Below are 22,592 nucleotides of genomic sequence, written 5' to 3'. Positions count from 1 at the left end.
GGGTCAGGGCTTCGGCGTGCGAGTCCCGGAGTGGAAGGAGCACTGGACGACGAAGTCCGGTGCGTTCGGGGACTCGGCGGAGACGTGCTCGAGGAAGGCGGTCCGTTCGTCTCCGGTCCACAGATTCACGAAGTCGCCCATCCACCACTGGGACAAGGAGCGCGCGGCACGCGCCACGGAGTCCCGGGACACGGTGGTGAGGGAGCGCTGGGCGTCCATCAGGTCACGCACCAGACGGGCTGGGAGCAACCAGCACTCGGCGCGAGGAATGGGTGGGACGAGGAAGAGACAGTAGGCCGAGTCGGTACGTGAAAGCAGGCCATCGACCATCTCACGGCCGAGGCGGAAGTGAGGCAGCCACTGACCTTCGCCACGTTGCTCCAGCTTCACGACCTGGACGAGCACCGCGCGCTCGGTGTCCACGAAACCGTCGACCTCGGCGCTCATGACGAACGCGACTTCGGTGCCCGAGGTGCGCGAGTCCGGGACCCGGTCCGATGAACCCCGCTTGCCTCGGCTTCGTCGCGAGCGAGCAGCGGGTTCATCGTCGGGGAGACGTACTTCGGAAGACGACGTCGACGCGGGAGCGACCAGCGGAGGCAGCGGCTCCGTACTGGCCGCATCGGCGGCGGCCGAGGGCGCGGAGTCAGGGGCGTCACTCCGCGAGCCACCGTCAATCGCGCCGTCAGCAGGCTGCGTGGCGATGACGTCAGCGACCTGGACGGGAGAGGCAACGTGAGCGGTGGCATCGCTCGCTTCGCCAGCAGCCGACGCAGGTGCGTCAACGAGCGAGGGACTCCCAGCAACCTGCTCAGCAGCGTCGACGCTCGTCGTGTGGTCAGACGAATCGTCAGCGGCAGCGCCGTCAGCAACTCTCGTGGAAGCGTCGACGTGGGAATCGGTGTCGCTCGCCTCGTCAGCAGCCGATGAGGATGCGCCGACGGGGGTGCTGTCGGACGCCTCACCCGCGGACACCGCGGGGTTGTCGACGGAGAAGGCCGTCTCCGCCGCGACGTCATCAACCTGCGACGGAGCGTCGACGCGTGTCGTGGCGCTCACTTCGTCAGCGGACTCCACCGAGGCCACGACGTGAACGGTCTCGTCACTTCCGACGGGCTTCGCATAAGCCGCGCCCTCAATCGATGGAGCCATGGCGAAGCCTCCGCCAGGAGACACCTGCGAGTGGGCGTTCGGTTCGTCCAACGCTTCCACGTTCGCGCGAATCACGTCCTGCGCGGATGCCTCCCCAGCCATCGGTCCCGTCGAATCGTGCGGCGCATCGGAAACGAGCGCATCCTGATGGGACTCGGCAACCGTCACCGGGGCATCCGGCCCCTGCGCGACCAGCGAGTCGGGAGCAGGCGTCAACGCCTCGACGCTCAGTCCGTCATGGGGCGCCTCGGGCATCTCCGCGAGAGTCGTTTCGTCGGAAGCCTCGACCCGAGCCAACGCCTCCGCCTCCAACAGGCGCGACACCTCGTCCTCCATCAGCAGCGAGTCGTCCCCTCTCCCCGCGCCTTCATCCTCGGCAATCACGGACTCGACCACAGGAGCCCAGGATGTCGACATGTCCAGCACACCCACCGGGCCCACCTCGGTGGCCACGGGCACAGCCGCCGCCCTCCCCCGCCCTCTCCTCGATGGCTTCGGCTCCTCGACCACCCGCTCCGCCACGCGCCGCACCGTCAGCTCGAAATCCAGCGGCGGCGGCTGGCCCTGGGCCAGCAGCGAGAACACGTCCGCCTTCACGCGTCCCAGCTCGCCACTCAGCGCCTCGAGCAGCGAGTCCACCAACTCCACCGTGTCCTCGCGGAACCGCTCCGGATAGCGCGTCGAGAAGTCCGCCTCCACGCGAGACACCGCGCCGAACAGCAACTCCTCCAGGTCCCTGTCCCGCAGCCACGTCCGCCCACTCAACGGCACCGCACGCGTCACATGCAGATGCCTCAGCGCCTCCGTGAGCGATGCCGGAGCCACCGCGCCCGTGGGCGGCGGAGCCTTCGCTCCATCCTTCCCCGTGGCTCCCTGGAACCAGCGCTGCAGCGTGCGAACCCGCAGCCTCACCCGAGACGAGGGATGGTCCTTGAGCCGCCGGACCTGTCGCCGGTCCGTCTCCGTCCGCGCCAGCGACAGCACCACGAGCTCCGCCTCGGACGACGCCGCGTCCGGCGCGCACCACAGGAAGAACTCGATGGCCGCCTTCCGGGGCATGGGCTTGCGAGCAATCCGCTCCGCCACCTCGTCCCGCCACGCCGCCAGCTCATCCAGCCCGGGCCGATTCTCCGACCCCAGCTTCGGCCACAAATCCGCGCACTCCTCCGCCAGCCAGCACAGGTGCGCGAAGCCCGTGGCCATCGGCTCCAGCTTCGCCCGCATCCGCTTGCGCCGCTCGAACGCGTCCGACAAGCCCTTGCGCACCGACGCGCGGAACAGCCGCTCCTCCAGCCACACCTGCGTCAGCACGAGCCCGGGCTCGCCCTTGCGCAGGTTCGCCTGACAGTGGTCCAGCACGAAGCGCACCGGCCCCAGGTCCGTCAGCGTGTCGAAGTCGCTGCCCACCAGCGCGCCCAGCGCCCCACGCAGCCCATCCACCGGCGGTGCATCGAAGCGCGCCAGCAACTCGCACAGGTTCTCCACCACCGCCGGAGACCCACCCACCTCCAACGTGCGCGCCAGCAGAACACCCGCGCGAGCACACCAGTCCGGCTCCTTGCGTCCGTTCGGGTAGCACGCCAGGAAGCCACGCATCGCCCCGCGCCCATCCGGAGACGTCGCCAGCGCGAACAGCCGCTCGGCCAGCACCTCCGAGGCCTCCTGCCACGGAATCCGTGAGGCCCGCGTGCGGATGTAGTCCGCCAGCTTGTCGCGCCCGGCCTCCGCCGTCGCCGGCAACAGCAGGCGCAGCTGCTCCAACATCCCGATGGCCTTGTTCCCCGAAGCCATCACCCGCTTGAGGTCCACCTCCACCGAGTCGAGGAACCGCAGGGCCCGTCCGTCATACGTACACGGCACGTTCCCCACGAGCGATAGCAGCGAGTCCGGGTGACGCTTCAGATACCGCGTCAACACCGTCGACAGCGCGGCCTCGCTCTCACGAAGCACCCGCGCCGCGACCTCCGGCTCACCCGTGCCGCGCAGGACCTCCAGCATCGCGCCCTGTCGCGACAACAACCGCTCCAACAGCCCCGCGGGCGGCACCGCGTAGGGCCACAAGAGCTCACTGCAAGAGCCCACCAGGAACAACAGCTCCCCGAGCCCACGCTCCCCTCGGGCCAGTCGCTCCCAGGTGGCGAGCTGCGCCAGCGTCCGCTCCTCCAGCGACGCCCCGCGCACCCAGTCGGCGAAGGACGTGGTCCAACGCGCGGACGCCTCCACCGCCTCCGTGGCGGGAGTGCTCGCGACTTCCTCGTAGAGCGGCCGGAGCGACTCCGGCCACGCGGCCTCACCGGACGGGTGCATGCGCGCTCACGGACCTCATGAAGTCGAACCCTCGACGAGGGAAGGCGCCTCGACCGACGGCGCCACGGTGATGACCACGGACTTCGAGGCCGGCGTGCGGCTCTTCTCCGCGAAGCTGTCCACCGGCACCAGCACGTTCGTCTCCGGGAAGTACGTCGCCGCGCACCGCCGGGGGATGTTGTACGGCACCACCAGGAACCGCCGCGCCACGCGCGTCTCTCCCCGGAAGTGGCTGGTCAGGTCCACCACCTGTCCCTCGACGAGCCCGCGCTCCTGGATGTCCTTGGGATGCATCATCACCACGCGCCGCCCACCCTTGATGCCACGGTAGCGATCATCCAGCCCATACACCGTGGTGTTGAACTGGTCATGCGTGCGCAGCGTCATCATCATCAACTGCCCGGGCTCCAGGTCCTCGCCCGGCATGGTGTGCACCGTGAAGTGCGCCTTCCCACTCGCCGTGGTGAAGCGGCCCTCCCGAGGTCCGTTCGGCAGATAGAATCCACCCGGCTCCTGCACGCGCCGATTGAAGTCGCCGAAGCCCGGGATGACCCGGGCAATCAAGTCCCTCACCCGCGAGTAGTCCTCCACCAGTGACATCCACGGCACCTTCGAGCGCGAGCCCAGCACGGCCGTGGCCAGTCGCGCGACGATCATCGGCTCGCTGAGCAGGTGCTCGGAGGCCGGAGCCACCGCGCCGCGCGTGGCGTGCACCACGCCCATCGAGTTCTCCACCGTCACGAACTGAGGTCCACCCGCCTGTACGTCCCGCTCCGTCCGCCCCAGGCACGGGAGGATGAGGGCCCGTCGTCCGTGGACCAGATGCGCGCGGTTGAGCTTGGTGGACACATGCACCGTGAGCCGCGTGCGCCGCAGGGCCCGCGCGGTGAACTCCGTGTCCGGGGTGGCCGACAGGAAGTTGCCCCCGAGCGCGAAGAACACCCGGACCTGTCCCTCGTGCATGCCGTGGAGCGTGTCCACCACGTCCTTGCCATGGTGCCGGGGCGGCTCGAAGTCGAGCTCCCGCGCGAGCGCGTCCAGGAACTCGGGCTTCGGCCGCTCCCAGATGCCCATGGTGCGGTCGCCCTGCACGTTGCTGTGCCCGCGCACCGGACACAGGCCCGCGCCCGGCTTGCCGATGCTGCCGCGCACGAGCGCCAGGTTGACGATCTCCTGGATGTTGGCCACCGCGTTGCGGTGCTGCGTCAGCCCCATGGCCCAGCAGAAGATGATGCGCTCGGAGCGGGCCAGCAGCTCCGCGGCCGTCTGGATCTGCGCGCGCGGCACCCCGCTGCGCGACACCACGTCGTCCCAGCTCACCGCGCTCACGTTGCGCGCATACGCGTCGAACCCGAGCGTCTTGTCCTCGATGAACCCGCGCGCCACCACCGTGCCGGGCCGCTCGGCCTCCATCTCCAGCAGCGCCTTGCCCAGCCCCTGCAGCAGCGCCACGTCTCCGTTGATGCGCACCTGGAGGAACTGGCTGTTGAGCGCCGTTCCCGGGCCCATCAACTGGAACACCTCCTGCGGATGCCGGAAGCGATTGAGCCCCGCCTCGGGCAGCGGGTTGATGCTGACGATTTCGCAGCCCCGGCGCGCGGCGGCCTGGAGCGTGGAGAGCATGCGCGGGTGGTTGGTGCCGGGGTTCTGGCCGATGACGAAGACAGCCTGCGCCTGCTCGAAGTCCTCCAGCGTGACGGTGCCCTTGCCGATGCCAATCGTCTCGCCGAGCCCCGTGCCGCTGGACTCGTGGCACATGTTCGAACAGTCCGGCAGGTTGTTCGTCCCGAACTGCCGCACGAACAACTGGTACAGGAACGCCGCTTCGTTGCTCGTGCGCCCTGAGGTGTAGAAGCAGGCCGCGTCGGGTGAGTCCAGCGCGTTGAGCTCCTCGGCCACGAGCGCGAAGGCCTCGTCCCAGGAGATGGGCGTGTAGTGCGTGGCGTCCTCGCGCAGCACCATCGGCTGCGTCAGTCGCCCCCGCTTGCCCAGCCAGTGGTCCGACTGCTCGCACAGCGCCGCGACGCTCCACTGCCGGAAGAAGTCGGGCGTCACGCGCTCCTTCGTGCCCTCCTCCGCCACCGCCTTCGCGCCGTTCTCGCAGAACTCCGCCACCGAGCGATGCCCTGGGTCCGGCCACGCGCAACCCGGACAGTCGAAGCCGTCCTTCTGATTCACCTTGTGCAGGAGGAACGTGCCGCGCACCGGGCCCATCTCGCCCCACGCGTGCTTCATCGAGGAGACGATGGCGGCCATGCCACCCGCGACGGTGGGAGGGAGACTGACCAAGGGAGGCCTCGGCTCGTCGGGCGGTTGGACGGGTGGCAGGGGCCGGGCCAATGCCGCGCCCTGCTCGCTCCCCGTCTCCTCATCGTCCCGCTGTGTCTCGGCCATGCCCGCCCTCTCCTGGTGCCATCCGGACGACCGTCCGCTCGTGGCGCGCGCGAGTCTACCGCTCCCGGGCCTCGCGGTAACGCCTGCTCGAAGCCTGTCGGCCCCTCGCTCTCCACCCGGCCCACGCCCGGACGACCGACGAGGCGAGGCGGCGTTGCCGGGAACGCGCTCGGTCAAAACCCTCTGGAGGACAGGACCCCACGCGCGAGCCGGAATCCAAGGAGGCGGATGACATGAGTGGAAGGCGCCATGATGACCCCAACCGACGGGGCAAGGAGCGACACGGCCGAAGGGAGCACGAAGACGCCCCCGCCTGGCGCGCCCAGGACCCGGGCCACCAACACCGGGGCCCTCCCCGTCACGAACACCCTGAGCACCACGCACGGCCGGGCCACGACTCCCACCGCTCGGACTGGGACGCCCGGCGCGACTTCGAGCACCCCTCCCGGGACCTCGAGCGCGACCGCGAATACCGCACGCTCCGAGGCGACCGGGACTCGCTCGACTATGAAATCGACCGGGACTTCGGCGACGCGGCCAGGGCGCTGGACCGGGCCCACGAATACGGCCGGGACTTCGACCGCGACCGGGAGCTGGACCGCCGCGCCCGACACTTCGACCCGGAGCGAATCGCCCGACGACCCGGCTACAGCCCGAGCGGCACCTTCCGCGCGCTCGATGAGGAGGCCCCCCGACGCCACGGCCCGCCCGACGACAGGGGCGGCTCGCACCGGGGGCGCTGGAGGGACGCTCCGTCGGACTCGCTGCGTGGCGGGGGCGTGGGCCCGGGCCACTCGCGTCAGGGGCGCCGCGGCGCGGACACCTGGGATGAACCCGAGGCATGGATGGACGAGCTGAGGGAGCTGCGCCCTCGCGAGCGGCTGGCGGAGGCAGATGTGCGACGGGGCGGCACGCAGCCCTCGGGCCACGGACCCGGCGTGGAGAACATGGCACCGCCCCGGGTGGGGTTCTCCACCAGCGCGACGCGCGCGGATGACCACGACCTGGGTCATGGTGGCTACGCCGGACTCCCCGGCCGACCCCGCACGCCCCAGGGACGCGGACCCCGTGGCTATCAGCGAGGCGATGACCGCATCCGCGCGGACATCTGCGACCGGCTGATGCAGGAGTGGATGGACGCCTCGGACGTGGGAGTGCAGGTGCTGGACGGCGTGGTGACGCTCGCCGGGAGCGTGCGCAGCCGCGACGAGAAGCGCGCCATCGAGGACGTCACCGAGTCGGTGCTCGGCGTGAAGGAGGTCCTCAACCACCTGCGCCTCCACCGGAGCGAGGGCGTGGCGCGCGCGCCTTCGTCCCAGGCGCCGCTCCAGGTCCCCGACGACGACGGCTCGTTGCACTCCTGAAGCGGGCTTCGGCCCCGCGCGTCATGGACGGAGCGTGCCCGTCCCCACCTCGGGGACGGGGCGCGGCGGATGCCTCCCATGGACACTGCGCGCGAGGGGCTTCACGGTGCTGCCCCCGCGCTCCACGGGTTCGGGTAGTGTGCCGGGCCTTTCCGTCAGCCATTCCTCAGGAGCCCGTTCATGTCCCGCGTCATCCGCGCCCCCCGTGGTTCCACCCTCTCGTGCAAGGGTTGGGTCCAGGAGGCCGCGCTCCGGATGTTGATGAACAACCTCGACCCGGAGGTCGCCGAGAATCCCGCGGACCTCGTCGTCTACGGCGGCACTGGCAAGGCCGCGCGCGACTGGCCCTCCTTCGACCGCATCGTGTCCAGCCTCCAGAGCCTCGCCGACGACGAGACCCTGCTCGTCCAGTCCGGCAAGCCCGTGGGCGTCTTCCGCACGCACCCCGACGCGCCGCGCGTGCTCATCGCCAACTCCAACCTCGTGGGCCGCTGGGCCAACTGGGAGCACTTCCACGAGCTGGAGAAGAAGGGCCTGATGATGTACGGCCAGATGACGGCCGGCTCGTGGATCTACATCGGCACCCAGGGCATCCTCCAGGGCACCTACGAGACGTTCGCCGCCGCCGGCCGCTTCCACTTCGGCACCGACGACCTCTCCGGCCGCCTCATCCTCTCCGGCGGTCTGGGCGGCATGGGTGGCGCGCAGCCGCTCGCGGCCACCATGAACAACGCCGTGTTCCTGGGCGTGGAGATCGACCCGTGGCGCGCCCAGCGCCGCGTGGAGACGCGCTACCTGGACGTCGTCGCCAAGGACCTCGACGAGGCGCTCGCGATGGTGAAGGACGCGCAAGCCAGGCGCGTGGGCCGCTCCATCGGCGTCATCGGCAACGCGGCCTCGGTGTTCCGCGAGCTGTACCGCCGCGGCATCAAGCCGGACCTCGTCACGGACCAGACCAGCGCGCATGACCCGCTCAACGGATACATCCCCACGGACCTGTCGCTGGAGGCCGCGGCCGAGCTGCGCAAGAGGGACCCGGAGGGCTACGTGCGCCGCGCGCGCGAGTCCATGATCGAGCACGTGGAGGCGATGAACGACTTCCAGGCCGCCGGCTGCCACGTCTTCGACTACGGCAACAACCTGCGCGGCCAGGCGCAGCTGGGCGGCATGGAGAACGCGTTCGAGTTCCCTGGCTTCGTGCCCGCGTACATCCGCCCGCTGTTCTGCGAGGGCATGGGCCCGTTCCGCTGGGTGGCCCTGTCCGGAGACCCCGAGGACATCCGCGTCACGGACCGCGTGGTGCGCGAGCTGTTCCCCCAGAAGGCCTCGCTGCAGCGCTGGCTGAACATGGCCGAGGAGCGCGTGGCGTTCCAGGGTCTGCCCGCGCGCATCTGCTGGCTGGGCTACGGCGAGCGCGCGAAGGCGGGCCTCGCCTTCAACGAGCTGGTGCGCACCGGCCAGGTGAAGGCGCCCATCGTCATCGGACGAGATCACCTGGACTGCGGCTCGGTGGCGTCGCCCAACCGTGAGACGGAGGCGATGAAGGACGGCACGGACGCGGTGGCGGACTGGCCCATCCTCAACGCGCTGGTGAACGCGGTGAATGGCGCGTCGTGGGTGTCCTTCCACCACGGCGGCGGCGTGGGCATGGGCTACTCGCTGCACGCCGGACAGGTCATCGTCGCGGACGGGACGGCCGAGGCCGCGCGCCGCATCGAGCGCGTGCTCACCAGCGACCCCGGCATGGGCGTGCTGCGCCACGCGGACGCGGGCTACCCCGAGGCCATCGAGGTGGCCAAGGAGCGGGGCGTGAAGATTCCGGGCATCACCGTGTAGCCTTGTGCCTCGCCATGGCCCACCCCGCGCGCCCGAGCCTCTCGCTGTTGCTGGTCCTTGCGCTCGGAGCGCTCGCGGGGTGTGCCCCCTCCGCCGTCGGCCCCATGGTGATGCGCCTGGGGCCCGGCTCCGCCCAGCAGCGCATGCTCCAGGCCGGCATCCGCACCGGCCCCCGGCTCAGCGCGCCCATCGCGGGGACGGTGCCCTCCGTCGGCACCGATGACCGCTTCCGCGGCGACGACGCGAGCTTCTCCACCCAGCAGTGGGGCCTCGCCTTCGACGCCGCGATGACGTGGCCGCTCACCGCGCGGCTGCACCTGCACACGGGCCTGCAGGGCGAGATGTTCCTGCCGCTGCCCGTGCCCGGCTACGGCGTCTACGCGGGCATGTCCTATTACATCGGCTCGGAACGCCTGGGGCTCGCGCCCTCGCTGGCGGTGCGCGGGGCGTCCGACTTCGGCATCTCCTCGAGCAAGGGCGGACCGGGCAGCATGGCGGGCGCGGAGGCGACGTGTGCCCTGAGCTTCTCGCCGGAGCCCGGTGTGTCGGTGGGCCTGGTCCCCTTCGTCGCCGTGCACACGCTGTCGTCGCACGGCATGAGCAACGGCTCGCTGTACTACGGCGGTGTCGTCGCCGCGCGCTTCACGTGGGGATGGCTGGACACCCTGGAGCTGTCGGGTGGCTTCGGTCGCGCGAAGGTTGGAGACAGCACGAGCTGGAACGTTCCCATCGTGGGTGTGCGTGGAGGTCGTTGACATCATGGAAGCGCTCGACTTGCTGGTCCGAAACACGTCCGAGGTCCTCACCCTGGAGGGCACGCACCGCGAGCCCGCGGAGGCCGCCCTCACCTCGCGTCCCCACGCCTGCGTGGGCATCCGCGCCGGTCGCATCGCGTACGTGGGCGCGGAGGCGGAGCTGCCAGCTGGCAGCGTGGGCGCGGGCACCGAGGTGCTCGACGCGAAAGGCGGCTTCGTGGGCCCCGCCTTCGTGGACCCGCACACGCACCTGGTCTTCGCCGGTGAGCGCTCCGCGGAGTTCGACCTGCGCAACCAGGGCGCCACGTACCTGGAGATCGCCAAGGCCGGCGGCGGCATCGTCAGCACCGTGCGCGCCACGCGCGCGGCCAGCGAGGAGGAGCTGGTGCGGCTGGCGCTGCCTCGCGTGCAGCGGCTGCTCGCGCAGGGCGTGACGGTGGCCGAGGTGAAGAGCGGCTACGGGCTCGACGTGGAGACCGAGCTGAAGATGCTGCGCGTGGTGCGCAGGCTCAACACGATGACGCCCGTGGAGCTGGTGCCCACGCTGCTGTGCGCGCACGCCATCCCCGCGGAGTACCGCGAGCGCCGCGAGGACTACGTCCGCCTCTGCATCGACGAAATCCTCCCCGCCGTCGCCAACGAGAGCCTGGCGCGCTTCTGCGACGTCTTCGTCGAGGACAGCGCCTTCACCGTCGACGAGGCCCGCCGCATCCTCACCGCCGGCCGCGAGCTGGGAATGCAGCCGCGCCTCCACGCCGACCAGCTCACCGCCTTCGGCGCCTCCGAGCTCGCCGCCGAACTGGGCGCCGCCACCGCCGACCACCTGGAGCAAGTCACCGACGCGGGCCTGCGCGCGCTCGCCGCCGCCAACGTCACCGCGGTGCTCGTGCCCACCTCCACCCTCTTCCTGCGCATGCGCCCCTACGCGCCGGGACGTCGCATCCGCGACGCGGGCCTCAATGTCGCTTTGGGCACCAACGTCAACCCGGGCTCCGCCATGAGTGAAAACACGGCGTTGGCGCTGGGACTCGCGTGTCTCGAGAACGGACTCTCGGCGGCGGAGGCGTATTGGGCCGCGACCCGTGGCGCCGCGTTGTCATTGGGACTGCAACGACAAGGGCGGTTGGCCGTGGGTGATGCAGGCGACCTGGTTTTGTTCAGCTGTGCGTCTTTCCGTCATCTGCCCTACCATTTAGGAATAGGGCACGCGCGCACGGTGGTGAAAGCCGGGCGTGTCGTCGTCCAGCAGGAGCTGAATTCCTGCGGGTGAAGCGACGTCGACTGGTGACACGTGCGTCGCACGGGAGTGTTGGAGAACTTCCCGTCGGGGCCGGCCGTTATAAGTACCAACTGCAGCCATGTGCCGACTTTTTGGATTCAGATCGTCAGTCCCTTCCGCGGTCCACCCCTCGCTGGTGACGCAGAAGAACTCGCTCCTCATCCAGTCACGCGAGCACAAGGATGGATGGGGAATCGCCGCCTATGGCGCCGAAGCGTCGCCTGTCGTGGCCCACGGTGTGGGCCCCGCGCACAGTGACCCCGACTTCGAGCGTGTCAGCAGCCGTGTGTCCTCACACACGGTGGTGGCGCACATCCGTCTGGCCTCGGTGGGCGCGGTCGAGCTGCGCAACTCCCACCCCTTCCACCACGGCCGCTGGACGTTCGTCCACAACGGGACGTTGAGGGAATTCGCCCGGCATCGCGCCGCGGTGGAGGAGCTCATCTGCCCGACGCTGCGCGTGGGCATCCAGGGCACCACGGACAGCGAGCGGTGCTTCTACCTCTTCCTCACCCGCCTGGCGGCCAGGCATCCCATCGGCCACTCGGTCCCCGTGGAGGGCGTCGCGCGGGCGCTCGCGGAGACGATGGGGCTGGTGGCGGCCATCACGGATGACTCGCAGGCGCAGCAGCGCTCCGCGATGAACTTCCTCGTCACCAACGGCGAGGTGATGGTGGCCTCGCGGCGCAACCGGACGCTCTTCGTGTCCGTGGGCGGCGCGCGGTGCGAGCTGGGCGGCCTCCCCGTCGCGGGCACGCGCCTGGAGCAGCTCATCGTCTCCAGCGAGGCGCTGTGCGGCGGGCCGAACTGGGCGCCCGTGCAGGAGGAGGACGTCATCGGCGTGGACGCCGGGCTCGTCTTCCACCGCTGGCGTGTGCCGGAGCTCGCGGGGGGCGTCATGCCGCCGCCCACGCCCGGCCCCAGCCAGCACGCCGCCTGACGTCAGGGCAGCCAGGTCGTCAGCAGCGTCGAGGCTCGGGCTCCGAAGGCCCGGGCCTCCAGGGTCCGCGAGTCCTGGCCCGCGTGGGCCAACGTGACGCGCAGGTGCTCGCGAGGCGCGGCCTCCGGCACCCGGTCCAACCACTCCACCAGCACCGCTCCCTCGCCGCCCACCAGGTCCATGAAGCCGGTGGCGTAGAGGTCGTCGTAGCCCGTCAGGCGGTACAGGTCCGCGTGGTACAGCGGGATTCGGCCGGAGTACGGGTACACGATGGCGAAGGTGGGGCTGGCCACCTCGGAGCGGGGCACGCGCGCGCCCTCGGCCACGCCGCGCACCAGGTGCGTCTTGCCCGCGCCCAAATCGCCAATCAGCCCCACGAAGTCCCCCGGCTCGAGCAGCTCGCCCAGCCGGACTCCGAGCCGGTGCGTCTCCTCGGGCGAGGCCAGCGTCACGCGCCGCTCCACCGTGTTGGCCTCGCTCATCGCCGCACCTCGCTCGACAACACCGTGTCGCTCATCGCTCCCACCGCAGCCACACCTCGCAGAGCCCCTGCTCGATGAGGTCTCCCGCCACCAGACCCAGCTGCCCGCGTCGCGCGGCGGCCAGGTCCCCGGCGAGGCCATGCGTGTACACCGCCGTCCAGATGGCGTCGGGCAGCGGGAAGGCCTGCGCCAGCAGCGCGCCACACACGCCGGACAACACGTCCCCCGAGCCGCCCGTGGCCATGCCCGGGTTGCCCGTGGTGTTGATGAACACGCGGCCATCCGCGTGCGCGGTGAGCGTGCGGTCGCCCTTGAGCACCACCGTCACGTTGAGCCCGGCCGCGAGTCGACCCACGATGTCCAATCTCTTGGACTGGACCTCCTGGGTCGATTTGGCTGTCAGACGCGCCATCTCGCCCGGGTGCGGCGTGAGGACGACGGGCCCCTTGGCGCGACGGAGCACGGAGAGGTCCTCCGCCACCGCGTTGAGCGCGTCCGCGTCCAGCACCGCGGGGAGCTCCACGCGCGACAGCAGCTCACCGATGAGCCGGCCCGTCTCGGGGCCCCGGGGGATGCCCGGCCCCATCACGAGCGCGTCCTTGCCCTCGGCCGCCGCGAGCAGCGCGTCCAGGTCCCCGAGGCCGAGCGGGCCCGTGCCCTCCAGGGGGATGCCCATGATTTCGGCGGAGTGTGACTGCACGGACTCGAGCGCGTCGCTTCGCGTGGCCACCGTGACGAGCCCCGCCCCCGAGCGCAGCGCCGCCTTCGCGACCAGCGCCGCGGCGCCCGTCTTCCCCCGGCTGCCGGCGACCACGAGCACGTGCCCGTAGGTACCCTTGTGCGTGTCCGCCTTGCGCGCGGGCAGCGTGCGGCGCGCGTCGGACTCCTCCACCACGAAGAGCTCGGCACCGGTGACGTCGCGCGACGACGCGCCCCCCATGCCGATGTCCACGCGGTGCACGCGACCACACAGCGAAGCCCCGGGCTCCAGGACCTGCCCTGGCTTGAGGAAGCCGAAGGCCACCGTCGCGTCCGCTTCCACGCAGGGCGAGAAGGGCTCGCCCGTGTCGCTCTGCAGACCCGACGGCACGTCCGCGGCCACCACCTTCGCGCCCGCGCGGCGCCACCGGTGGATGGCGGAGATGGCCTCCGCGAACGCACCCGCCGGAGCCCGGCTCAGCCCCGTGCCGAACAGCGCGTCCACCACCACGTCGCCCATGGCGGGAGGCTCCACGGCCTCCAGCGCGAGCGCCGCGCCACCGAACCCCCTCAGCGCCTCCAGGTTGCGCTTCGACTCGGGCGTCAGCTTCGCGGTGTCACCCACGAGCGTCACCGAGACGCGCGCGCCGCCCTCGAGGAGGAAGCGCGCCGCGACCAGCCCGTCGCCGCCGTTGTTGCCCGGTCCACACACCACCACGAAGCGCCCATGGGGACCTGCGAGCTTCCACGCCACGTCCGCGAGCCCCCGCCCCGCGTTCTCCATCAGCAGCGCGGAGGGCATGCCGTGGCGCTGCTCGGCGGCCTGTTCGGCCTGACGCATCTGGGCGGCGGTGAGGACGCGCAGCATGGCTTCACTCCCCTTTCGACTGCAGCACCACCGTGGCGGCGGCCACGTCGGCGTCGTGGGTCAACGCGAGGAAGGCCTCCAGCCCCCGGGCCTCCATCACCTCGAGCGCCACGCCGGACAGGCCGAAGTAAGGCGCGCCGCCATCGCGGCGCACCTCCATGTCCTTCCAGCGGATGCCCGGCGGCGCGCCCAGCGCCTTCACCAGCGCCTCCTTGGCCGCGAACCGCGCGGCATAGGCGCTGGCCGCGTCGTGACGCTGGCCACACAGGGCGCGCTCGTGTTCCGTGTAGACGCGGTTCAGGAACGGCTCCGCGCGAGGCCCGTCCAGGATGCGCTGGATGCGGGAGATGGAGCAGATGTCCAGACCCAGGCCCCGGATTCCCATGGCGCGCTATCCCGGGTTGCGCATCAGGTCGAGCATCTCCCGGACCGCCCGGTCGAAGCCCACCAGCACCGCGCGCGCGACGATGGCGTGGCCGATGTTCAGCTCGTCGATTTCCGCGATGCGGGCAATGGGCTGCACGTTGTCGTAGTTGAGCCCGTGACCCGCGGCCACGCCCAGGCCCAGCTTGGTGCCCGCCTTCGCCGCGTCGACGATGCGCGCCAGCTCCCGCGCGCGCTCCTTCTCGTTGCGCGCCTCGCAGTAGCGGCCCGTGTGCAGCTCGATCCGGTCCGCGTTCACCTTGTGCGACGCGCGCACCTGGTCCAGGTCCGGGTCGATGAACAGCGAGACGGTGATTTCGCCGTCCTTGAGGTTCTTGATGATCTTCGCGACGTGCTCGCGCTGGCCGGCGACCTCGAGCCCACCCTCGGTGGTCAGCTCCTCGCGGCGCTCGGGCACCAGCGTCACCACGTCCGGCTTGTGCTCGTAGGCGATCTTCACCATCTCCGTGGTGGCCGCCATCTCCAGATTGAGCAGCGTCTGCGTCGTCTCACGCAGGATGCGCAGGTCGCGGTCCTGGATGTGACGGCGGTCCTCGCGCAGGTGGATGGTGATCTGCTGCGCGCCGGCCAGCTCCGCCAGCGCGGCCGCCGTCACCGGATCCGGATACGTGGTGCGCCGCGCCTGCCGCAGCGTCGCCACATGGTCCACGTTGACACCCAGTCGCTGTCCCATCGACCGCACCTCGCTTGACGCGCGGTGCCGGGATTGTCGGGGGCCCCGGCACGCGCTGGCCCCTCTAATCGCGGCCAGCGTCCGGAAGTCAACCGTCGTGAACGACGACTAGCGGTTGAGCGCCTTCGCCAGGGCGTCGGCGATGTCCTTCGCGTAGGCCTCGTTGCGAGCGGCGTCCTCGCCCTCCACCAGCACGCGCGCCTTGGGCTCGGTGCCGGAGAAGCGCACCAGCACGCGGCCGGAGTTGCCGAGCTTCTGCTCCACGGACTTGATGATCTTCATCACGTCCGGCAGCTCGCCCAGCTCCTTCTTCTGCTTCACCACCACGTTGACCAGCGTCTGGGGCACCGGCTCGAAGATGGAGGACAGCTCGCTCAGGGGCTTGCCCGCGCGGCACATCACCGCCAGCAGTTGGAGCGCCGCCAGCGTGCCGTCACCCGTCGTGGTGTGGTCCAGGAAGATGAGGTGGCCGCTCTGCTCGCCGCCCAGGTTGTAGCCGTTCTTGCGCATCTCCTCGACGACGTACCGGTCACCCACGCGCGTGCGAGCCACCTTCACGCCCCAGCGCGCCACCGCGCGCTCCAGGCCGACGTTGCTCATCACCGTGGAGACCAGCACCTTCTTCTTGAGCTGCTTGCGGGCCACCAGCTCGCCGGTGCAGATGGCCATGATGGCGTCGCCATCCACGACCTTGCCCTTCTCATCCACGACGATGAGGCGGTCGGCGTCACCGTCCAGCGCGATGCCCAGGTGGGCGCCGTGCTTGAGCACCGTGCGCGCCAGGTTCTCCGGGAACAGCGCGCCGCACTTGTGGTTGATGTTCTTGCCGTCCGGCGAGACGCCCAGCGTGATGACCTTCGCGCCCAGCTCCTCCAGCACCGCGGGCGCCGTCTTGTAGGCCGCGCCGTTGGCGCAGTCGACGACGATGGTCATCCCCTCGAGCGTCAGCTCGCGCGGGAAGGTCGCCTTGAGGAACACGATGTAGCGGCCCCGCGCGTCCTCCATGCGGAACGCGCGGCCAATCTTCGTCGCCGTGGGACGGATGGAGTCGATGGCGCCCGTGGACAGGAGCTCTTCGATCTTGCCTTCCGTCTCGTCCGGCAGCTTGAAGCCGTCGCGCCAGAAGAACTTGATGCCGTTGTCCTCGTACGGGTTGTGGGACGCGGAGATGACCGCGCCCGCGTCCGCCCGCATGGACGTGGTGATGTTGGAGATGCCCGGCGTCGGCAGCGGCCCGACGAGCTCCACGTCGACGCCCATGGACGTCAGGCCCGCGGCCAGCGCCTGCTCGAGCATGTAGCCCGACAGTCGCGTGTCCTTGCCCACGATGACGCGGTGGCGGTGCGGTCCATTGCGGATGAGGTACGCGAGCGCCCGCCCGAGCTGCATCGCGACTTCGGCTGTCATCGGATAGACGTTCGCCTTGCCGCGAACACCATCCGTGCCGAACAGCTTCTGCGATGCGCGCTCCTCCTTGGGAGCCATGTTCATCCTGTACGCCATGGTTGCCGCTCCACCTTTCCCACGCCGGGCCTTCGCCGGTCGCTCGACGTCGGGGCTTATACCCCGCCCACCGCCGGGGCTCGAAGGTAGGGCCCCGATGCTCCCCCGGCAACGGCCCGGGCTTGCAGGCTGTATCACCGTTGAACCTCAGTGCGAAAACGATACCAGGGCCCACCCCACGCCTACACGCGGCCCCGCCGCCACCGTGTGGCGAAAGGGCCACGCCGGCTCAGCGTCCGAGCAGGGCGCCTCCGTCGCGCGCCAGGCGAATCGCGTCCGCCACCACGAGCGCGTCGCGGGCCTCCGCCACGTCGTGCACCCGGACGAGGTCCGCGCCACCCAGCACCGCCATCGCCGCCACGGAGCCCAGCGTCGCCGCCAGACGCTCGCCCGCCGGCTTGCCACCCGTCAGGGCACCGAGGAACCCCTTGCGACTGGTGCCCACGAGCAGGGGCAGCCCGAGCACGCGCAGTTCCTCCAACCGTCGCAGCAGGTAGAGGTTGTGGTCGAACGTCTTGCCGAAGCCGATGCCCGGGTCCAACAGGATGCGCTCACGGGGCACCCCCGCGGCCGCGGCCAGGGCCGTGGAGTCCTCCAGGAACGTCAGCACCTCGTCCACCAGGTCTTCGTACGCGGGCGCCTGCTGCATGGTGCTGGGGGTCCCCTGGATGTGCATCAGACAACAGGCGGCGCCGAGCTCGGCCACCACGCGGGGCAGCTCCAGGTCCGTGCGAAAGCCGGTGATGTCGTTGATGAGGTGCGCGCCCGCCTCGAGCACCGCGCGCGCCACCGCCGACTTGGTGGTGTCCACCGAGAGAGGCACCGCGGTGCGGGCACGAAGGCCCTCGATGACCGGCAGCACCCGGGCCACCTCCTCCTCGGAGGAGACAGCCCGTGAGCCGGGGCGCGTGGACTCACCGCCGATGTCCAGCAGGTCCGCGCCCGCCTCCGCCAGCGCGAGCCCGTGGGCCACGGCCGCGTCGACGTCCTGATAGCGGCCCCCATCGGAGAAGCTGTCCGGCGTCACGTTCACCACGCCCATGACATAGGTGCGCGAGCCCCACTCGAAGGTGCGCTCGCCGAGCACCAGCGGCGTCGGCGCCACGTGAAGCCCCAGGGCCCGGTCCAACGCGCCCACCAGCGCGACGAGCTCGCCCCCTTCCGCGCGGGCGAGCGCGACGAGCCGCTCGAGTTGCTCCCGACGCCCGGACAACAGGCCCGCGCCCGCGCGGGTGCGAATGTCGCCCGACACCCAGGAAGGGAACTCCTCGCGACCCGGCGCGTTCGAGCGCTCGCCCAGGCCGTGGAGGAACTGGCCGACCTGCTTCGACACGCCGGTGAGCAGCCACTGCCCATGCGGCAGCTTCTCCAGCAGGTACTCGCGCGCGGGCGTGGGCAACCCCATGCGACGCAAGGCCAGCGTCAGGTCCTCCGGACGGTCGACGCTGATGGGGCGGGCGCGAATCATGGGCGAGGGCTCCTGCGAGAAGCGGAACGGGCCGATGGCGGCCCTCGACCACCCTACCCGCTCGCGCACACCCGAGCGGCACCGAATGCGAGGCCCGCGTGACGGCGAAGACCCAGAGCGGCCTCGCCGCGCTCCTGCGCCCGATGGAGGGCGCCATGTCGGCGGGCTTGGGTCCGGCCATCCTGGCGTCCCGGTCCAGCGCCCCGGTACGCGAGCCCCCTGAGGGCCGCCCCCATGCGCCCCACCGTGCCCCGACAAACGAAAAGGCCCTCCCCGGGGTGGGAAGGGCCTTCGTTCAGCGCCGCGTGGCGGCGACTGGGACTACGCCTTGTTCGGCTCCATCTTCGGCAGGCCCTCGAGTGCGTCGAGGATCTTCCGCTTGTCCTTCTTCTCCGTCGCCTTCGGCGGAGCATTCACGCGCGGGGGCGGACGCTCACGGGTGAGCTGGCCACCCTGCAGGAGGATGTTCACGTCCTCGGCGTCGAGCGTCTCGTACTCCACCAGGGCGTCGGAGACGCGCTTGAGCGCCTCCAGGTTCTCCGTGAGGAGGTTGCGGCCCCGCTCGTAGCAGCCGACGACGATGCTGCGGACCTCGGAGTCGATCTGCCGCGCCGTGTCCTCGGAGTAGTCCTTGGACGAGTTGAAGTCGCGGCCCAGGAACACCTCACCGTCGCTCTTGCCGAACGCGAGGGGCCCCAGCTTCTCGCTCATGCCCCAGCGGCACACCATGGCGCGCGCCGTCTCCGTCGCCCGCTCGATGTCGTTCGCCGCGCCGCTGCTCATCTCGTTGAAGAGCAGCTCCTCGGCGATGCGGCCACCCATGGCCATGGAGATCTGGTCCAGCATCTGCTTCTTGTAGCCGTTGACCTTGTCCTCGGTCGGCAGGCTCCACGTCACGCCGAGCGCCTGTCCACGCGGGATGATGGTGACCTTGTGGAGGGGGTCGCACCCCGGCAGCAGCTTGGCGAGCAGCGCGTGCCCCGCCTCGTGCACCGCGGTGTTCTTCTTCTCCTTCTCGGTCATGATCATCGAGCGCCGCTCGGGGCCCATGAAGACCTTGTCCTTGGCGGCCTCGAAGTCGCTCAGGTCCACGCGCTCCTTGTTCTGCCGCGCGGCCATCAGCGCCGACTCGTTCACCAGGTTCTCCAGGTCCGCGCCCGTCATGCCCGGCGTACCGCGAGCGATGACCTCCAGGTCCACCTCGGGCGCCAGCGGCACGCGGCGGGTGTGCACCTTCAGCACGCCCAGGCGACCCTTCAGGTCCGGCCTCGGCACCACGATGCGGCGGTCGAAGCGACCCGGACGCTGCAGCGCGGGGTCCAACACGTCCGGACGGTTCGTCGCGGCGATGAGGATGACGCCATCGTTGGACTCGAAGCCGTCCATCTCCACGAGCAGCTGGTTGAGCGTCTGCTCACGCTCGTCGTGACCGCCGCCCAGACCCGCGCCACGGTGACGACCCACGGCGTCGATCTCGTCGATGAAGATGATGCAGGGGGCGTTCTTCTTGCCCTGCTCGAACAGGTCGCGGACGCGGCTGGCGCCGACGCCCACGAACATCTCCACGAAGTCCGAGCCTGAGATGGAGAAGAACGGCACGCCCGCTTCACCGGCCACCGCGCGAGCGAGCAGCGTCTTGCCCGTGCCCGGAGGACCCATCATCAGCACGCCCTTGGGAATGCGGCCGCCGAGCTTGGTGAACTTCTTGGGGTCCTTCAGGAAGGCGACGATCTCCTCGAGCTCTTCCTTGCACTCGTCCACGCCGGCCACGTCGGCGAAGGTGACCTTGTTGTGGCTCTCGCTGAGCAGCTTGGCCTTCGACTTCCCGAAGGTCATCGCCTTGCCACTGCCGCCCTGCAGCTGACGCATGAAGAAGATGAAGAAGAGGAACAGGAAGACGACGGGCATCCACTGCCCGAGGATGGTCAGCCAGAGGCTGTTCTGCTCCTCCCGCTCGTACTTGACGTCCACTCCGTTGTTGCGGAGCTGGTTGAGCATGGCCGCGTCCGGCGCGGGGCCCGTGGTGCGGAACCGCTCGCTCGTGTCCACGAACTTGCCGGAGTAGGTGTTGCCCTTGACCGCCACTTCCTTGACCTTCTTCTCCTCCACCTTCGACAACAGCTGGGTGAAGGAGGGCTCCTGGACCTGGTCGTTGCCCTGGGAGAAGAAGTTGTAGAAGGCGACGAAGAGGACGATCAGGATGACCCAGAGCCCGATGGTCTTGTAGGTCGAACGCACGTGTCAGCTGCCCTTTCGGTACTCGGCGGGTGAGGGCCGTGCCGGGAGAAACCCAGCCTTTTCAATCATTTGCCCGACACCAGGCGACTTCCCAGTCGTCGGACCGTATCAGCAACAGCAAAAAGCCCTCAACTATTTAGGGGGCACGGCCAACCCCCGACAACACTCATTCCACTCTATAACGAAGGGTCCTGGTGATTGCTCGGACCCACGGGTGCGGCCCACAGGTAGTGTCCGGAAACCTCCGCCCGTGACGGGGGTGTCCACAGCCCTGGGAGCCACACCACGGTGCCCTCGGCATCCAGCACCACCGGCCGCGAATCCCTCGACTCCGCGGGCACCCGAAGATCCACCAACACATCCTGCAGCCGGCGTTGTTTCGCGCCCGCGCGCACCCGGTCTCCGGGCCTGCGCGTCCGCACGGTCAGCGGCCAGAGGACATCGCGCGCCAACGCCAACCCGTGCATGCCCGGAGGCGGCTCGCGCGGCTCGACGCGGAAATGCCACCCCGTGCCCTCCAGCACGCCCCCGGCCCCCTCCCCCGTCAGCACCATGGCCCGCACCAGAGGCGCCTTCACCTCCGAGGACGCCACGCAGCGCACCCGCCCGCCCGTGGCCCGGAGCCGCAACCCACGCCCCACCGTCGCCGAGCCGCCCTGCTCCACCGCCCGCATCGCGCGCTCCACCATCGCCGCGTCCGCCACCACGTCGTGCCCGGCCAGCAGCCTCTCGAGCACCCTGCGCCGCAGGGGCACCTCCAGCGCTCGCACCGCCACCGCGTCCAGCGCCCCCTCCTCAAGTCGCACGCGCGCCCACGCCGCGTCCGCCAGGTCGCTCAGCAGCGCGTCGTCCTCGGCCGCCAGCCGCGCGTACGACGCCAGCCTAGCGTCCACCTGGAAGCCCGCCGCGCGCGACAGGGCCGGCAGCGCGTCTTGTCGCACCCGGACCCGCAGGAACGCCGGGTCATCATTCATCGCGTCTGTCGCATATCCGACGCCCTGCTCCTTGAGGCTCGCCACCAGCTCCGTCCGCGTCAACGCGAGCACCGGCCGCACCAGCGAGCCTCGCGCCTCATGGATGCCCACCGCGCCCCGCGTCGACGCGCCCCGCGCCAGCCGCATCAGCAGCGTCTCCGCCTGGTCGCTCGCCGAGTGGGCTGTCGCCACCGCCGACAGGCCCCGCTCCCGCCGCACCGCCTCCAGGGCCTCGTAGCGCGCCTGCCGTGCGCGGGCCTCGAGTCCCGGGCCCTGAGGCAAGGCCAGGAATCGCACGTGGCAGGGCACGCCCAGCTGCTCGCAGAGCGAGCCCACGGCCAGGGCCTCCGCTCGGGATTCGGGACGCACGCCATGGTCCACCGTACAGACCTCCACTCGAAGCCGCAGCCGCTCGCGCACGCTCGCCGTGCCCACGAGCAGGGCCACCGAATCCGCGCCTCCGGACACGGCGCACAGCACGGACCGGCCCTCCAGTCCGAGGCGCGCATACGTGTCCATCAGTGTCCTCTTCAGCAACTGCGTCGCGGGTCCGGTGGGAGACATCTGCGGGGGCGGAATGGAATGTCGGGTAACAGGGTTACAGAGGCGCGCGCGGTTGAAGGCAGGGGGGTCGGTTCTTATGATCGTCACACCGGATGGGCGCGGTCGCGGAAGCGGAAATATGCGCGCCACCGGACGTTGTTGAGGGGACGGTCGACTTTTCAAGGTGTTGGACCTAGGGGTCCCCCCCCTCCCCCTCTGGGTCCACGGGACCGCTGGGAGATCCACTCCCGGCGGTCCCTCTTTCCGAAACGCCCCGGTCCTCCCATCGCGAGGACCGGGGCGTTTCCTTTTTCGCGTCCGGCTGGATACGTCAGGCGGCACTGAACGTGCCCGAACAGGGAGCCGACGGGCGCGGAATGAGTCGACCTAAACCGTTGACCCTCTTGGGCGTCTGTCGGATAACGGCACCGGTGTGTTCAGGTCGTCACCTCGAATCCGCCCCGGAGACTCAAGTATGGCAGGCACCGACAAGCGCAAGCAGTCGCTGTACTTCCCCGAGGAGATGCTGAAGGAGATTCAGGAGGAAGCAACCCGACAGGACCGCTCTCTCTCCTGGGTCGTCCAGCAGGCGTGGAAGATCGCCCGCGACCGCATCAAGTCGTTCCCCGCCGTCAACGATGTGACGGGCGACCCGGACCCGCGCGAGGAGTAG

The 22,592-nt window shown here is 70.3% G+C and carries 16 protein-coding genes; 6 read left to right on the top strand and 10 right to left on the bottom strand.

Annotated elements, in window-relative coordinates; all coding sequences use genetic code 11:
• Nucleotides 1–3: 3 nt before the first annotated feature.
• Both LXT21_RS41315 and LXT21_RS41310 read right to left on the bottom strand, forming a co-directional pair.
• Nucleotides 4–3,459, bottom strand: coding sequence for a hypothetical protein (locus LXT21_RS41315; RefSeq protein WP_254043762.1), 3,456 nt, complete (start codon nucleotides 3,457–3,459; stop codon nucleotides 4–6).
• Nucleotides 3,460–3,474: 15 nt separating this feature from the next.
• Nucleotides 3,475–5,853: an FdhF/YdeP family oxidoreductase gene (locus LXT21_RS41310; RefSeq protein WP_254043761.1), complete on the bottom strand. Its 2,379-nt coding sequence runs from the start codon at nucleotides 5,851–5,853 to the stop codon at nucleotides 3,475–3,477.
• A 233-nt stretch (nucleotides 5,854–6,086) separates the two neighbouring features.
• Here LXT21_RS41310 and LXT21_RS41305 point away from each other — a divergent pair, with 233 nt between their 5' ends.
• The 5 genes from LXT21_RS41305 to LXT21_RS41285 all read left to right on the top strand — a co-directional run bounded on the left by LXT21_RS41305 (nucleotide 6,087) and on the right by LXT21_RS41285 (nucleotide 12,027).
• Nucleotides 6,087–7,217 carry a BON domain-containing protein gene (locus LXT21_RS41305; RefSeq protein ID WP_254043760.1) on the top strand — a complete coding sequence of 377 codons (1,131 nt, stop codon included), beginning with the start codon at nucleotides 6,087–6,089 and terminating at the stop codon, nucleotides 7,215–7,217.
• Between the two features lie 180 nt (nucleotides 7,218–7,397).
• Nucleotides 7,398–9,053 carry a urocanate hydratase gene (gene hutU / locus LXT21_RS41300; RefSeq protein WP_254043759.1) on the top strand — a complete coding sequence of 552 codons (1,656 nt, stop codon included), beginning with the start codon at nucleotides 7,398–7,400 and terminating at the stop codon, nucleotides 9,051–9,053.
• 14 nt (nucleotides 9,054–9,067) lie between these two features.
• The gene (locus LXT21_RS41295) at nucleotides 9,068–9,808 is read left to right on the top strand and encodes a hypothetical protein (RefSeq protein WP_254043758.1); all 741 of its coding nucleotides are present in this window, start codon (nucleotides 9,068–9,070) and stop codon (nucleotides 9,806–9,808) included.
• Between the two features lie 4 nt (nucleotides 9,809–9,812).
• Nucleotides 9,813–11,078 carry an imidazolonepropionase gene (hutI, locus tag LXT21_RS41290; protein ID WP_254043757.1) on the top strand — a complete coding sequence of 422 codons (1,266 nt, stop codon included), beginning with the start codon at nucleotides 9,813–9,815 and terminating at the stop codon, nucleotides 11,076–11,078.
• A gap of 88 nt (nucleotides 11,079–11,166) precedes the next feature.
• Nucleotides 11,167–12,027, top strand: coding sequence for a class II glutamine amidotransferase (locus LXT21_RS41285; protein ID WP_254043756.1), 861 nt, complete (start codon nucleotides 11,167–11,169; stop codon nucleotides 12,025–12,027).
• Nucleotides 12,028–12,029: 2 nt separating this feature from the next.
• On the opposite strand, the gene tsaE is transcribed toward LXT21_RS41285, so the two are convergent.
• From tsaE to tilS, 8 genes are all read right to left on the bottom strand, one after another.
• Entirely contained in the window at nucleotides 12,030–12,509 is a 480-nt protein-coding gene (tsaE, locus tag LXT21_RS41280; protein WP_254043755.1) for a tRNA (adenosine(37)-N6)-threonylcarbamoyltransferase complex ATPase subunit type 1 TsaE, read from the bottom strand.
• A gap of 31 nt (nucleotides 12,510–12,540) precedes the next feature.
• Nucleotides 12,541–14,076 (bottom strand): NAD(P)H-hydrate dehydratase, encoded by a 1,536-nt coding sequence (locus LXT21_RS41275; protein WP_254043754.1) that lies wholly within the window; start codon nucleotides 14,074–14,076, stop codon nucleotides 12,541–12,543.
• 4 nt (nucleotides 14,077–14,080) lie between these two features.
• The gene (acpS, locus tag LXT21_RS41270; protein ID WP_046714514.1) at nucleotides 14,081–14,461 is read right to left on the bottom strand and encodes a holo-ACP synthase; all 381 of its coding nucleotides are present in this window, start codon (nucleotides 14,459–14,461) and stop codon (nucleotides 14,081–14,083) included.
• A gap of 6 nt (nucleotides 14,462–14,467) precedes the next feature.
• Nucleotides 14,468–15,193, bottom strand: coding sequence for a pyridoxine 5'-phosphate synthase (locus LXT21_RS41265; protein ID WP_254043753.1), 726 nt, complete (start codon nucleotides 15,191–15,193; stop codon nucleotides 14,468–14,470).
• 108 nt (nucleotides 15,194–15,301) lie between these two features.
• On the bottom strand, nucleotides 15,302–16,696 hold the full coding sequence (gene glmM, locus LXT21_RS41260) for a phosphoglucosamine mutase (protein ID WP_254043752.1): 1,395 nt from the start codon (nucleotides 16,694–16,696) through the stop codon (nucleotides 15,302–15,304).
• 229 nt (nucleotides 16,697–16,925) lie between these two features.
• Nucleotides 16,926–18,164, bottom strand: coding sequence for a dihydropteroate synthase (gene folP / locus LXT21_RS41255; protein ID WP_254043751.1), 1,239 nt, complete (start codon nucleotides 18,162–18,164; stop codon nucleotides 16,926–16,928).
• Between the two features lie 321 nt (nucleotides 18,165–18,485).
• Nucleotides 18,486–20,402, bottom strand: a complete 1,917-nt coding sequence (gene ftsH, locus LXT21_RS41250; RefSeq protein WP_046714517.1) for an ATP-dependent zinc metalloprotease FtsH — start codon at nucleotides 20,400–20,402, stop codon at nucleotides 18,486–18,488.
• A gap of 176 nt (nucleotides 20,403–20,578) precedes the next feature.
• Nucleotides 20,579–21,895, bottom strand: a complete 1,317-nt coding sequence (gene tilS, locus LXT21_RS41245) for a tRNA lysidine(34) synthetase TilS (protein ID WP_254043750.1) — start codon at nucleotides 21,893–21,895, stop codon at nucleotides 20,579–20,581.
• A gap of 499 nt (nucleotides 21,896–22,394) precedes the next feature.
• Here tilS and LXT21_RS41240 point away from each other — a divergent pair, with 499 nt between their 5' ends.
• The gene (locus tag LXT21_RS41240) at nucleotides 22,395–22,592 is read left to right on the top strand and encodes a TIGR04563 family protein (protein ID WP_254043749.1); all 198 of its coding nucleotides are present in this window, start codon (nucleotides 22,395–22,397) and stop codon (nucleotides 22,590–22,592) included.

Origin of the sequence: Myxococcus guangdongensis (genome assembly GCF_024198255.1) — a bacterium.
In the GTDB taxonomy this organism is placed as follows: domain Bacteria; phylum Myxococcota; class Myxococcia; order Myxococcales; family Myxococcaceae; genus Myxococcus; species Myxococcus guangdongensis.
The sequence above is the reverse complement of the archived record's forward strand: the minus strand, read 5'-3'. Positions and strand labels throughout refer to the sequence as shown.